The sequence below is a fragment of the Pseudodonghicola flavimaris genome (assembly GCF_030164425.1).
In the GTDB taxonomy this organism is placed as follows: domain Bacteria; phylum Pseudomonadota; class Alphaproteobacteria; order Rhodobacterales; family Rhodobacteraceae; genus Pseudodonghicola; species Pseudodonghicola flavimaris.
The window spans coordinates 54,208-66,708 of record NZ_JASNJD010000017.1 but is presented as its reverse complement, the minus strand read 5'-3'; the positions used below and the strand labels follow the sequence as shown (position 1 = coordinate 66,708).

Below are 12,501 nucleotides of genomic sequence, written 5' to 3'. Positions count from 1 at the left end.
CGTGCCCGAGCTGCTCAGGTCTCCAGCATCTCGACCCGCGGAGTGACGCTGTCTCGGGGCACATAGGCGGAGGTGATGGCGATCACTTCCTCGACCGAGCGGCGCACGCCGCCGCCACCGAAGGGGCCGTTGACATAGAGCGCCTCGACCTCGTCGCCGACCTGCAGCGCCTCCGCCTCGGTGGCATAGAGCCCGGCGGCCCGGGCGCTCGCCTCCAGCGGCTCGGGCCCGGGGTGGCCGCACCCCAGCGACAGCGCATTGTCCCCGAGGGTATCGCAGCGCAGCTCCAGCGCGCGGGTCTCCCGCGCCAGCCGCCGCGCCAGTATCCCGGTGGCGAGCCGTGCGCGGGCGCCAGCAGTGCTGCCGCAATAGGAAATCGATGCCTCGCCCAGAAAACCGGCGCGATAGCCCATCGAGACCTTGAGCCGTTCCGGCGCCGGCCGTCCCGTCGCCCCCTCCAGCCGCACACGGTCGGGGCCGGGTCGGGTCATCCGCACGCGGGAGAAATCGGCGGTGACATCCGGGGTCAGATAGGCGGCGGGATCGAAGACCTCGTAGAGCATCTGTTCCTTGCATCCGGCCAGCGTGATGCTGCCGCCGCTCTGTGCCAGCTTGGTGATCTCCAGCCCGCCGTCGGCAGCGATCACCCCGATGGGAAAGCCCGGATCGTCCAGCCCCGGAACCTCCTTGCGCCCGGGATCGGCGAAATAGCCGCCGGTCACCTGGGCGGCGCATTCCAGCATGTGGCCCGCCAGCGTCGCCTGGCCCAGCCGGTGCCAGTCGTCGGCGGCCCAGCCGAAGTGATGCAGCACCGGCGCGACGAACAGCGAAGGATCGGCGACCCGCCCGGTCAGCACGATATCGGCGCCCAGCTGCAACGCCTGAAGGATGGGTGCGGCGCCGAGATAGGCATTGGCCGACAGGACGCGGTCGGGCGAGACATCGGCATCTTCCGGGTGGAGATCGGGGGGCCGGCGATCGAAGATATCGTCGCCCTCGACAATCGCGATCTTCAGCCCCCGCAGCCCCAGATCGCGGGCGACCTGCCGCGCTTTCTCCGCCGCGCCGCGCGGGTTGGCGGCGCCCATGTTGGAGATGATGGTGATCCCCTGGGCGGCGCACTCGGGCAGCACCGCGCGCAGCCGCGGTTCCAGCAGCCGGTCAAAGCCCGCCTGCGGATCGCGCTGGCGTGCCAGCTGGGCCAGCGCCACGGTGCGTTCGGCCAGGCACTCGAACACCAGAACATCCAGCCGTCCGTGCCGTGCCAGCGCCGCCGCCGGGCCGATCCGGTCGCCGGCATAGCCGGCGCCGCATCCCAGCCGCAGCGGTCTCATGGGGCGCGGCTTTCTCCGGCACGGGGCAGGATCGGTGTCAGCCTGCCCAGCCCGGCGGCGCGTTCGAAGGCGGCTGCGGCCTGCAACACCTCCGCCTCGCCGCGCGGCCGGCCGACGATCTGCAGCCCGATCGGCATCCCGTCCGAGGTAAAGCCACAGGGCACCGAAATCGCCGGCAGCCCCATCATCGAGATCGCGAAGGTGATGGCGATCCAGTCGATATAGCGGTCGAAGCGATGATCCTCGCAGCGCTCCACCGTGGTCCATTCCACCGGGAAGGGCGGCACCACGGCGGTGGGGATCAGCAGCAGATCGTGGCTGTCGAAGAATGCCGCCACCCGGGCATAGACGGCGGCGCGGGTGCGTTCGCCGCGTGCGATCACCTCCGGCTCCAGCGCCCGGGCGGTATCGACGCTCCAGGTGATTTCCGGCGTCAGCCGGTCGCGCGCCCGGTCCACCAGCGGCCCCATGCCGACGATGTGACCAAAGCCGCGCACATCGTAGAAGGCATCGACGATGCCGCTGAAATCGGGGCAGGTCTCCTCGACCTCGGCGCCCATGGTCTCGAAGACCCGCCCGGCCTTGCGCACGGCGGCGGCGATTTCAGAATGGCAATAGGTGATGCCGAGATCGACCGAGACGGCGGCGCGGGTCGGTGCCAGTTCCCGCTCCAGCCCGGCGCGATAGCTGGGCACCGTCGGCGGGAAGGACAGCGGATCTGCCGGCACCAGCCCGACCATCGCATCCAGCATCAGCGCCGCGTCGGCGACGGTGCGCGCGATCGGGCCGGCCACCGGCAGGGTGGAGAAGGGATTGTTGCTGGGGCCCTTGGCGACCAGTCCGGGACTGGGCCGCAGTCCGACGACGCCGCAGAACCCCGCCGGTGCCCGGATCGAGGCGCCAAGATCGGAGCCGGTGGCCAGCCAGATCGCGCCGGCGGCCACCGCGGCGGCCGATCCGCCCGAGGAACCGGCGGTCGACCGCGATGTATTCCAGGGGTTGCGGGTATAGCCGAAGAGCTCGCTGTAGGTGGTGGCGTTGAAGCCGAACTCGGGCGAGGTCGCCTTGGCCACCGGTAGCGCGCCGTTGCGTTCCAGCATCGCCACCTCATAGCTGGACGTCTCCGCCACGTTCTCGCGGAACAGCGCAGAGCCACCCTTGGTGGTGCGCTGGCCGGCGACATCGCTCAGGTCCTTGACGGCGATGGGCAGGCCAGCCAGCCAGACCCGCCCGTCCTCCGGTTGCTGCAGCCTTTCGGCCTTCTCTCTGGCGGCTTCGAAAAAGCGGATCGGCAGCGCGTTGATCTCTCCGTCCACCGCTTCGGTCCGGGCGGCGGCGGCGTCGATCAGCTCCAGCGGGGTGATCTCCTTGCGGGTGAGCAGGTCCACCGCCTCGGTGGCGCTCAGCTCCGTCAGATCTTGGGTCAAGGCAGGGCTCCTCTGGCTGTCGGGCGTTGCGTCGCGGCGCCCTCGGGGAAGGGCGGGCGCGGATCGCGGCCATCATGGCAGCGGCGCAGAGGTAAGATAAATCAAATAAATCGGATCATTGATAACGCTGCATTATGAATGATCGTTCAGGCGGTCGGGGTGGATGCGGGCACGGGGCGGGTCGGGGGCAGCGTGATGCGCTCCAGATCGCGGAACTGGCTCAGCATTTCCTGCGCCACGCCGGCCCCGGCGCGCTGAAACAGGTCGAGCACGGTCAGCGTTGCCGGGCTGCGGGTGCGCCGGCGCTGCATGATCAGCCCGACGTCGCGCCGGGCGGCGGGGCTGTCGATGGCGCGCAGGTTCAGCCCGCTGAGGTCGAGCCCGCCGAGCGCCAGTTCCGGGATCAGGGTGAAACCCAGCCCGGCGCGGACCAGGGCGATGGCGGTGTTGATGCCGCTGACCTCGCTGCGTCGGGGGATCGGCTGCCCGTGCAGATCGGCGAGCGCGCGCACCTGCTGATCGATCGAGGTGCCGGGGGGAAAGCCGATCAAGGGAAATCCGCAGATCGTCGCCCAGTCCGGTTCCGCGCGGGCGGCGAGCGGGTCGCTTTCGCGGCAGATGCAGACCAGCCGGTCGGTGGTCAGCGGCACGAAGGACAGCCCCGGAGCTGCATCGGGGGGTGGGCCGATGCCGAAGTCGGCGTCGCCGCGCTCGACGCAGTCCTGAAGCAGGTCGGCGGGCCGTTCGGTGATGCTGATTTCCAGATCGGGGGCCTCCAGCGACAGCCGCCGGGCCAGCGCCGGCAGGATGGTGGAGGCGGCCGAGGGCAGAATGGCGATGCGCACCCTGCCGCGTTTCATCAGCCGCATGTCTTCGAGATCGCGGCAGGCGCTGTCCAGATCGTCCAGCACCCGCTGCACCCGCCCGGCGAATTCGCGCCCTTCCGGGGTCAGCTCCACCCGCCGGGTCGTGCGGTCGAACAGCCTGAGCCCCAGTTCGGTCTCCAATTGCCGGATCAGCAGGGAAAACCCGGGTTGGGTGATGCCGATCCGCTCCGCTGCTTCGGAGAAGGAGCCGGCATGCACCCCGGCGATGAAGGCCCTGAGCTGGCGCAGATTCAAATTCATAGGCGGCAGCGATAAATAAATAAGGAATTCAAATCAATCGCGTGGTTGTATGATGCTAGCAAATATGAAGCGCCGTATCCGGGGCGCTGCCCGATCGGGCGGCCGCGGTCCATGGCGGCCCGGAGAGGAAGGATTAGCATGTCTCAGACTGGCTGGCGCGACCGCGCAGGCACCCCGTTCGACGTTCAGAAAACCCCGGTGACCGCAGCGGGGGGCATGGTGGTGACCAACCACCCCCTGGCGTCGGCCGCGGCGGTGGAGATCATGGCCGCCGGCGGCAATGCGATCGATGCGCTGATCGCCTCGCTGTTCACCCTCTCGGTGGTGGAGCCGATGATGGTGGGCATATTCGGAGGCGGTACCTCGCTGATCCGGCTGGCCTCGGGCGAGGAACTGGCCATCGACGGCATGTGCCGGGCGCCGGCGGCGGCGCGGCCCGATACCTTCACCCCGGTTTCCGATACCTGGCCCGATTACATGGAGGTCGAGGGGCGCGAAAACGCGGTGGGGGCGCGATCGATCTGCGTGCCGGGCAATCTGCTGGCCTGGTGCGAGACGCTGGAGCGCCACGGCACCTGCAGCCTGAAACAGGTGATGTCCGCCGCGATCCGCCACGCCGAAGACGGGTTCCGCGCCACGCCCTATCTGTGCAACTGCATCGCCAGCGCCGCCGCCGACATGCAGCACGATCCGGAGATCGCCCGGGTGTTCCTGCCCGGCGGCAAGGTGCCGGAGCCCGGCACCCTGATCGTGCAGAGCGATTACGCCGCCACGCTGCGCCAGATCGCCGAGGAAGGCGCCGCCGCGATGTATGGCGGCAGCCTCGGGCGCCGGGTGGCCGAGGGGCTCGCCGCTGCGGGCGGGCTGCTGACCGAACAGGATCTGATCGATTACCGCACCATCGACCGCCAGCCGGTCGAGGGGCTTTATCGCGGCACCCGGATCCTGGGCGCGCCGCCGCCCTGTTCCGGCGGCGTCCATGTTACCCAGATGCTGAACCTGCTCGAAGGTTTCGATATCGCCAAGATCGGCTTTGGGACGGTGACCGGCATGCATCTGCTCTATGAGGTGCTGAAAATCGCCGCCACCGACCGGCGGGCCTCCACCGCCGATCCCGATTTCGTCGACGTGCCGGTGGCGCGGTTGATGTCCAAGGCCTATGGCGACGAACGCCGGGCCGAGATCGCGATGGATCGCGCCGGCCACTATGAACCCGCGGCGCTGTCGAATGAATCGCAGAACACCACCCACGTCACCGTGGCCGACCGCTTCGGCAATATCGTCAGCTCGACCCAGACCATCAACAGCGTCTTCGGCGCCAGGATGATTATTCCGGGCACCGGCATCGTGCCGAACAATTACATGTTCCTGTTCGATCCGCATCCGGGACACACGCTGTCGCTGGTGCCGGGCAAGCGGATCACCTCGACCATGTCGCCGCTGATCGCCTATCGCGATGGCCGGCCGGTGTTCGCGCTGGGGCTGCCGGGCGGGGCGCGGCTCTATGGATCGGCGATGCAGGCGGTGGTCAACCTGATCGATCACGGCATGAGCCTGCAGGAGGCGGTCGAGGCGCCCCGGGTCTGGACCCAGGGGCAGGACTGCGAATGCGAACCGGCCTTCGCCGTCGAAAAGCAGGAGCAGCTGACCGCGATGGGCCATCCGATCCGCGAGGTCGCCCATATCGCCGGCGGCATGTGCGCGATCGAGTTCCTGGAGGACGGGCAGATGCGCGGCGCCGCCTGCTGGCGGGCCGATGGCACGCCGGCCGGGATCGGCGGCGGGCTGGCGCGCGAGGGCACGCAATTCTGGCCCGATCACCGGCTGGCCAGCCGGGCCGGCGGCGCCAAGACCTGAGCGGGGAAACATGCGGCTGCATGAGGTCGCCCATGCCCGGGCAGGCGACAAGGGAAACGATTCCTGCATCTCGGTGATCCTGTTCGACCCGGATCGCTATGACGCGCTGGCCCGGGTACTGACGGCGGCGCGGGTGGCGGAACATTTCGCTCCGATCCTCGACGGGCCGGTGGAACGCTATGAGGTGCCGGCGATCGGGGCGCTGAATTTCGTGCTGCGCCGCAGCCTGGGCGGTGGCGTGACCCGTTCGCTCCGGCTCGACCGGCATGGCAAGACGCTCTCCGGCGTGATGCTGGCGATCGAGCTGGATCTGCCGGGCTGAACCCGTCCTCGGCCACCTCTTCCCGGCGTCCGTGTCGCAGGCCCCGGCCGCGCCGATGCGGTGCGGTCGGGGCGCCGGCGCCCCCGGGGCGGGGCGTTTTCCGGGGGGCCGTCCGGCGGCGATGAGCCGGCGGAAAAAATCCGGGAAAAATGCACGAACCCCGCTTGACGGGGCAGGGGCGGGGCCATAATACAGCGCAACGTTCCGGGGCGACCCGGAAGGGCAGTGAGCGGTTGTAGCTCAGTTGGTTAGAGTACCGGCCTGTCACGCCGGGGGTCGCGGGTTCGAGCCCCGTCAACCGCGCCATCACTGCCAAACCCCGGTCCGGGGGTAACGGACCAGATAGTCGAAAGACCATGCGCGGTTGTAGCTCAGCTGGTTAGAGTACCGGCCTGTCACGCCGGGGGTCGCGGGTTCGAGCCCCGTCAACCGCGCCACTTTCTTCTCCCCTCTCTCTGGAGCGATGCATAAGACGATGGGTGGCCTGCTTGACCGTCTGTCCTGGGGCACTGCGGTGCTGTTGGTCGTGACCCTGGGGCTGGCGCCCTATCTGCCCGAGCCGCATATCTGGGAAAAGTTGCGGATGCTGGCCCATGGCGGGCTGAGCCGGACGATCGATATCGGCGATCTGCTGCTGCACGGCGCACCATGGCTGCTGCTCGCGGCGAAGTGTACGCGCGCCACGCTGCGTGGAACTTGACAGTTTTGTGACGTCTGGGTGACCTTGCGTCGGTTGATTACCGATGAACCAGTTCTGGGGTTGCTCATTCTTTCCGGGAGGCACGGTGTGCCCAAAGCGTCACTTCTTGCCGACGCGCAGCGTGAGGCTGTGCTTCTGCTCACACTCTTCCGGGGGGACCGGGTGCTGCGCGCGATGCTGGGCATCTTCCTTGCCGTGGTTCTGGCGATGATCCTGATCTATGTCGCTGCCGGACCCTGGGCCGGAACCTCGTCCATCGGCCATGCGTTGCGCCATAACTTCGATCTGGGTCTGGACGACATGCTGCCTGAGCAGTTCAATCACGGGCTGGCGTTCCTCGCGGTGATGCTGTTCCTGATGTGTTTCATCGAGCTGCGGTCGCGGGTGATGATCTTTCTCGCGGCGCTCTACGGGTTCATCTGGTTCGACGATTCGGTCAGCTTTCACGAACGCGCCGGCGGCAAGATCGGCGCCGTGCTGAACCTGCCGAAGACCCTCGGGCTCGGCCCCCAGGAACTGGGGGAGCTTCTGGCCTGGGCGATGGGTGGGGTCTTCGTCGCCTTGGTCTTCCTGTGGTTCTGGCGCCGGCGCCGGGCCGGCGATCTCGGCGTCGTGGTGCCGTTCCTGCTGTGCTTCGTCTGGCTGGTCTTCTTCGGCATGGTGGTCGACATGCTGCACGCGCTGCTGCCGCCGCAGTTCAGCGAGGCCGCCGGCGTCATCGAGGACGGAGGCGAGATGCTGGTGATCGCGGTCAGCGCGGCCCTGGCGCTGGGGCTGGCGCGGCACGGCACCGCCTATTACCGCAGGATCGCGGCCGGCTCGGATTGAGCCAAAGAAAACGGCGCGCCCGGAAGGGCGCGCCGCTGTTCGGGGGCGGAACGATCGGGCTCAGGCGGTTTTCGACAGCGCCGCCAGCACCCGCGCCCAGCTGCGGATGCCCTTGTGAAAGCTCTTCACGTCGTATTTCTCGTTCGGGCTGTGAATCGCGTCGTCGTCATTGGCGAAGCCGATCAGCATCGATTCCAGCCCCAGGATCTTCTGGAAGAACCCGGCGATCGGGATCGAGCCGCCCATGCCGGTGAAGACCGCCTCACGCTCCCATTCGTCCGACAGCGCGCCGCGGGCGGCTTCGAACTCGGGGCGGGTGATATCCATCACCGGCGCGCGCGAGCCTTCCATGTCGTTGTCCCAGCGCACCTTGGCATCGGGCGACAGCCGGTCTTCGACATGTTTGCGGATCTTGCTGCGCAGCGCGTCCGGATCCATGTCGCCGACCAGGCGGCAGGTGATCTTGCAATGCGCCTCCGAGGGGATCACGGTCTTGGAGCCGGCCCCGTTGTAGCCGCCCCAGAGGCCGTTGACCTCCAGCGTCGGGCGGGTCCATTGCTGTTCCAGCGTCGAATAGCCCTTTTCGCCATGCGGCTGCGTCATCCCGACGGAGGAGAGGTAGTCTTCCTCGTCGAAGCCGCAGATGCCCCATTGCCGCAGTTGATCGGCCGGCACCTCATGCACGCCCTCGTAGAAGCCGTCGACCGCGACGCGGCCAGTGTCTTCGTCGTAGAAGGAGGCCACGATGCGGGAGATTTCGCGCAGCGGGTTCAGCGCCGGGCCGCCGTAATGGCCCGAATGCAGGTCGATGCGCGGGCCGACGATGGTGAATTCGTCTTTCAGCATGCCGCGCAGCTGCGAGGCGATGGAGGGCACGCCGCGCGAGACCATGGAGGTATCGCAGATCAGGGCCAGATCGGCGCTCAGCTCTTCGGCGTTCTCCTTCATGAAGGGGATCAGCGACGGCGAGCCGGATTCCTCTTCGCCCTCGAAGAAGAAGGTGATGCGGCAGGGCAGGCTGCCGAACACCTCTTTCCAGGCCCGGCAGGCCTCGACGAAGGTCATCAGCTGGCCCTTGTCGTCCGAGGCGCCCCGGCCGCGGATCACCGGGCCGTTGTCGGTCTCTTCGATCTGCGGCTCGAAGGGCGGGGTGTTCCACAGCGCCAGCGGGTCGACCGGCTGCACATCGTAGTGGCCGTAGAACAGCAGATGCGGTACGCCCTCGGCGGCCTCGCCGACATGACCCACGACCATCGGGTGGCCCGGGGTCGGGCGTTTCTCTGCGTCGATCCCCAGCGATTTCAGATCGGCGACCAGCCAGTCGGCGGCGCTGTCGCATTCGGCCTTGTAGGCCGGGTCGGTCGAGATCGAGGGGATCCGCAGGAATTCCATCAGCCGGTCGGTGGCCGCGGGCAGATCGTCGTCGATTCGGGCGAGCACGGCGGAAAGGGACATGGGCGACTCCTGAATTTGCTTGGATGGGCGGAGACTAGCACTGCGCGCGGGGGTGTCCAGCGCGGGCGCCATGCGCCTGGCGCAGGTCGGTTTCCGCTGCTGATCATGCAGGCGCAGCATGATCGCGCTGGTGGTCGGCTGCGGTGGGGCCGTGCGGTTGCGCGAGCGGGATGATCGCGGATGCAGGGCCGGGGCGGCTGTCCTCGGCCGGGCAGGGCGGCAGCGGGGTGAACTGGCAGAGAGGCGACATTCGGCAAGGGGAACGATCGGGGAAGGGCGGCAGCCACCGCGGGCTGGCCCTAGCGGTGCAGGCATGTCGTGGCACGCCTTAGGATTGAGGGTGTCGGGGCAACATACTGAAGGATATAGGGAATATCGAGCGATCGGCGATTTCGGGCGCGTGGACCCGCACCGTCGAGCCTTCTTCTGACGGGCGGGCACGGGGAGATCGGCCAGGGGCGCCGCCACCTGCCCGCGCATTCCTTTCTGGTCGGGGCGACGTCGGCTGGTCGGCGAGGGCACGATTGCCAAGGGGGAAAGTCGGCCGATTTTCCCCCTTGTCGCGGGCCTTCCGTCACCGGGGCGGAAACAAGAGGGGGCGGCGAATATGCCGCAGTGCAGCGCCGCCCGGTTCGGGGGCGTCGTCTTGACTTAGGTCAACGAAAGGGCATAGCGGCAATTTGTAGCCTGTTAAAAGTGCTGTTGCAGCTTATAACAGTCCCACTCAGCGAAGAGGGAAGGGGCCTGGGCCCCTTTGACCAGAGCCCCCGGCCACCTGACCGGGACGCCAAAGCAAAGAGGAAGACGCGTGGACTATAACGCATATCTGGATCTGGCGATCGACCGTTTGCATCAGGAAGGCCGCTATCGCACGTTCATCGACATCGAACGCAAGAACGGGCAGTTTCCCCATGCGATCTGGCGCAAGCCGGACGGTACGGAGCAACCCATCACGGTCTGGTGCGGCAACGACTATCTGGGCATGGGGCAGCATCCGGTGGTGCTGGCGGCCATGCATGAGGCGATCGACGCCACCGGCGCCGGCTCCGGCGGCACCCGCAATATCTCCGGTACCACCGTCTATCACAAGCGTCTGGAGGCCGAGCTGGCCGATCTGCATGGCAAGGACGCGGCGCTGGTCTTCTCCTCTGCCTATATCGCCAATGACGCGACGCTCTCGACGCTGCACAAGCTGTTCCCGGGGCTGATCATCTATTCGGATGAGCTGAACCACGCCTCGATGATCGAAGGCATCAAGCGCAACGGCGGCGCCAAGCGCATCTTCCGCCATAACGATCTGGATCATCTGCGCGAGCTGCTGGCCGCCGATGACCCCGAGGCGCCCAAGCTGATCGCCTTTGAATCGGTCTACTCGATGGACGGCGATTTCGGCCCGATTGCCGAGATTTGCGATCTGGCCGACGAATTCAACGCGCTGACCTACCTTGATGAGGTGCATGCGGTCGGCATGTACGGCCCGCGCGGCGGTGGCGTGTCGGAGCGCGACCGGCTGCAGCATCGGCTGGACATCATCAACGGCACCCTGGGCAAGGCCTTCGGCGTTTTCGGCGGCTATATCGCCGCCTCCGCCCGGATGTGCGACGCCATCCGCTCCTATGCGCCGGGCTTCATCTTTACCACGTCGCTGCCGCCGGCAATCGCCGCCGGGGCGGCCGCCTCGATCGCGCATCTGAAGACCGATCAGGCGCTGCGGGACAAGCATCAGGAGCAGGCCAAAACCCTCAAGCTGCGGCTCAAGGGGCTGGGTCTGCCGATCATCGATCACGGCAGCCATATCGTTCCTGTTGTGGTCGGCGATCCCGTCCACACCAAGATGCTGAGCGATATGCTGCTGGAAGGCTTCGGCATCTACGTGCAGCCGATCAACTTCCCCACCGTCCCGCGGGGCACCGAACGGCTGCGGTTTACCCCGTCGCCGGTGCATGGTCCGGATGAAATGAACCGTTTGGTTCAGGCGATGGACGAACTTTGGTCGCAGTGTGCGCTGAATCGTGCCGAACTGGCTGGCTGAGCCCGCCGTTTCTGTGCAAACGCCTTGCGGTGTGTTAGCTTTGTCTGAACAACAAGCGCAGGCGAATCTGATAGACGATTCCACTGCGTGGCATCGGAACACGCGGCAGGCGGCACGGGACGGCAGGGATGATTGGGCGCAAACTCCAGCGCAAATCTGATGTGGAAGAAAACGTCGAGCTGAAAGGCTTCGACGACTTCGAACTGCGCCTCGGCGACGTGATGCGGGGTGAGCGGGCCACAATGGGGAAGTCCCTGCTTGATGTGCAGCGGGAGCTGCGCATCAAGGCCAATTACATCGCCGCCATCGAGAATACCGATCCGTCCGCCTTCGATACGCCGGGCTTCATCGCCGGCTATGTGAGGTCCTATGCGCGCTATCTGAACATGGACCCCGATCAGGCCTTTGCCGCCTTCTGCCTCGAGAGCGGGTTCACGGTGGCGCATGGCATGTCGGCGCAGGCCTCCGGCAGCAATACCGCCCGTAAGAGCGAACCGAAGGCCGGGCTGAGCGAAAAGCGCGATCCCTTCATCACCCCCAACACCCCCTTTATCCCCGAGAGCGAGGGGTTCCTGTCCCGGATCGAACCGCGGGCGGTGGGGTCTTCGCTGGTGCTTCTCGCCCTGATCGCCGGCATCGGCTATGGCGGCTGGACCGTACTGAAGGAAGTGCAGCAGGTGCAGGTCGCGCCGGTGGAGCAGGTGCCGATGGTGCTCTCCGATCTCGATCCGCTGAAGGGCGCCGGCGTCGCGGCGGGGGAAGACGGCATGACCGGCCCCACAGCCGAGGCGCTGGACCGGCTCTATCGCCCGCAGGCGCTGGATGTGCCGGTGCTGGTGGCGCGGGATGCGCCGATTTCCACTCTCGACCCGCGCAACGTGGGCACGCTGACCGTGCCGGAACTGCCGCGGGTGCAGATCGCCTCTGCCGCCCTGCCGGCCCGCCCGGACGAAGCGGTGCCGCAGGTGGTCGAGGAGGCCGCACCGAAACTGACCATGGTCGCGGTCCGTCCCTCCTGGGTGCGGGTGCGCGCCGCCGATGGCACTGTCATCTTCGAAGGCATCATGGAAAGCGGCCAGACCTACGATATTCCCGCCACCGAGGAACCGCCGACGCTGCGCGCGGGCGAATCCGGGGCGATCTATTTCGCGCTGAACGGCAAGCATTACGGCCCGGTCGGCCAGCGTGGCGTGGTGACCTCGAATCTGCCGCTGTCGATCGGCGAGGTCACGGAACGCTATCACGTCGCCGATCTGGAGCAGGACCGCGATCTGGCCCGCATGGTGGCCCAGGCGCAGACAGAGCCCGGCACAAATCCCTGACACGGCGGCCTGACGTGCGGCCGCGGGTGTGACAATCCGCGGAGCGGGGCAGAGTGCCATTGCCCCCCGGGCCGGGGCGCCCTATTTAGCAGGGCAA

The 12,501-nt window shown here is 67.3% G+C and carries 10 protein-coding genes and 2 tRNA genes; 8 read left to right on the top strand and 4 right to left on the bottom strand.

Annotated features, from left to right (window positions below):
• Positions 1–14: 14 nt before the first annotated feature.
• From QO033_RS18655 to QO033_RS18645, 3 genes are all read right to left on the bottom strand, one after another.
• The gene (locus QO033_RS18655) at positions 15–1,334 is read right to left on the bottom strand and encodes an acyclic terpene utilization AtuA family protein (protein ID WP_284482479.1); all 1,320 of its coding nucleotides are present in this window, start codon (positions 1,332–1,334) and stop codon (positions 15–17) included.
• Positions 1,331–2,761 (bottom strand): amidase, encoded by a 1,431-nt coding sequence (locus QO033_RS18650; RefSeq protein ID WP_284482478.1) that lies wholly within the window; start codon positions 2,759–2,761, stop codon positions 1,331–1,333. The genes QO033_RS18655 and QO033_RS18650 overlap by 4 nt, the downstream gene beginning before the upstream one ends.
• Positions 2,762–2,907: 146 nt before the next feature.
• The gene (locus tag QO033_RS18645) at positions 2,908–3,888 is read right to left on the bottom strand and encodes a LysR family transcriptional regulator (protein ID WP_284482477.1); all 981 of its coding nucleotides are present in this window, start codon (positions 3,886–3,888) and stop codon (positions 2,908–2,910) included.
• A gap of 138 nt (positions 3,889–4,026) precedes the next feature.
• Here QO033_RS18645 and ggt point away from each other — a divergent pair, with 138 nt between their 5' ends.
• The 6 genes from ggt (at position 4,027) to QO033_RS18615 (ending at position 7,595) form a co-directional block, all read left to right on the top strand.
• A complete protein-coding gene (gene ggt, locus QO033_RS18640; protein ID WP_284482476.1) occupies positions 4,027–5,745 on the top strand; it encodes a gamma-glutamyltransferase in 1,719 nt (572 codons plus the stop codon).
• Between the two features lie 10 nt (positions 5,746–5,755).
• The gene (locus QO033_RS18635; protein ID WP_284482475.1) at positions 5,756–6,067 is read left to right on the top strand and encodes an AtuA-related protein; all 312 of its coding nucleotides are present in this window, start codon (positions 5,756–5,758) and stop codon (positions 6,065–6,067) included.
• A gap of 229 nt (positions 6,068–6,296) precedes the next feature.
• Positions 6,297–6,373 (top strand) — tRNA-Asp (locus QO033_RS18630).
• 54 nt (positions 6,374–6,427) lie between these two features.
• Positions 6,428–6,504, top strand: a tRNA-Asp gene (locus QO033_RS18625).
• Positions 6,505–6,530: 26 nt separating this feature from the next.
• Positions 6,531–6,767, top strand: coding sequence for an RND transporter (locus QO033_RS18620; RefSeq protein WP_284482474.1), 237 nt, complete (start codon positions 6,531–6,533; stop codon positions 6,765–6,767).
• Between the two features lie 87 nt (positions 6,768–6,854).
• A complete protein-coding gene (locus QO033_RS18615; protein ID WP_284482473.1) occupies positions 6,855–7,595 on the top strand; it encodes a hypothetical protein in 741 nt (246 codons plus the stop codon).
• 60 nt (positions 7,596–7,655) lie between these two features.
• Here the strand turns inward: QO033_RS18615 and QO033_RS18610 are convergent, their stop codons facing one another.
• The gene (locus QO033_RS18610) at positions 7,656–9,050 is read right to left on the bottom strand and encodes a M20/M25/M40 family metallo-hydrolase (RefSeq protein WP_284482472.1); all 1,395 of its coding nucleotides are present in this window, start codon (positions 9,048–9,050) and stop codon (positions 7,656–7,658) included.
• An 808-nt stretch (positions 9,051–9,858) separates the two neighbouring features.
• Here QO033_RS18610 and hemA point away from each other — a divergent pair.
• The gene (gene hemA, locus QO033_RS18605; protein WP_284482471.1) at positions 9,859–11,082 is read left to right on the top strand and encodes a 5-aminolevulinate synthase; all 1,224 of its coding nucleotides are present in this window, start codon (positions 9,859–9,861) and stop codon (positions 11,080–11,082) included.
• Between the two features lie 128 nt (positions 11,083–11,210).
• Positions 11,211–12,404 (top strand): helix-turn-helix domain-containing protein, encoded by a 1,194-nt coding sequence (locus QO033_RS18600; protein WP_284482470.1) that lies wholly within the window; start codon positions 11,211–11,213, stop codon positions 12,402–12,404.
• Positions 12,405–12,501 lie beyond the last annotated feature (97 nt).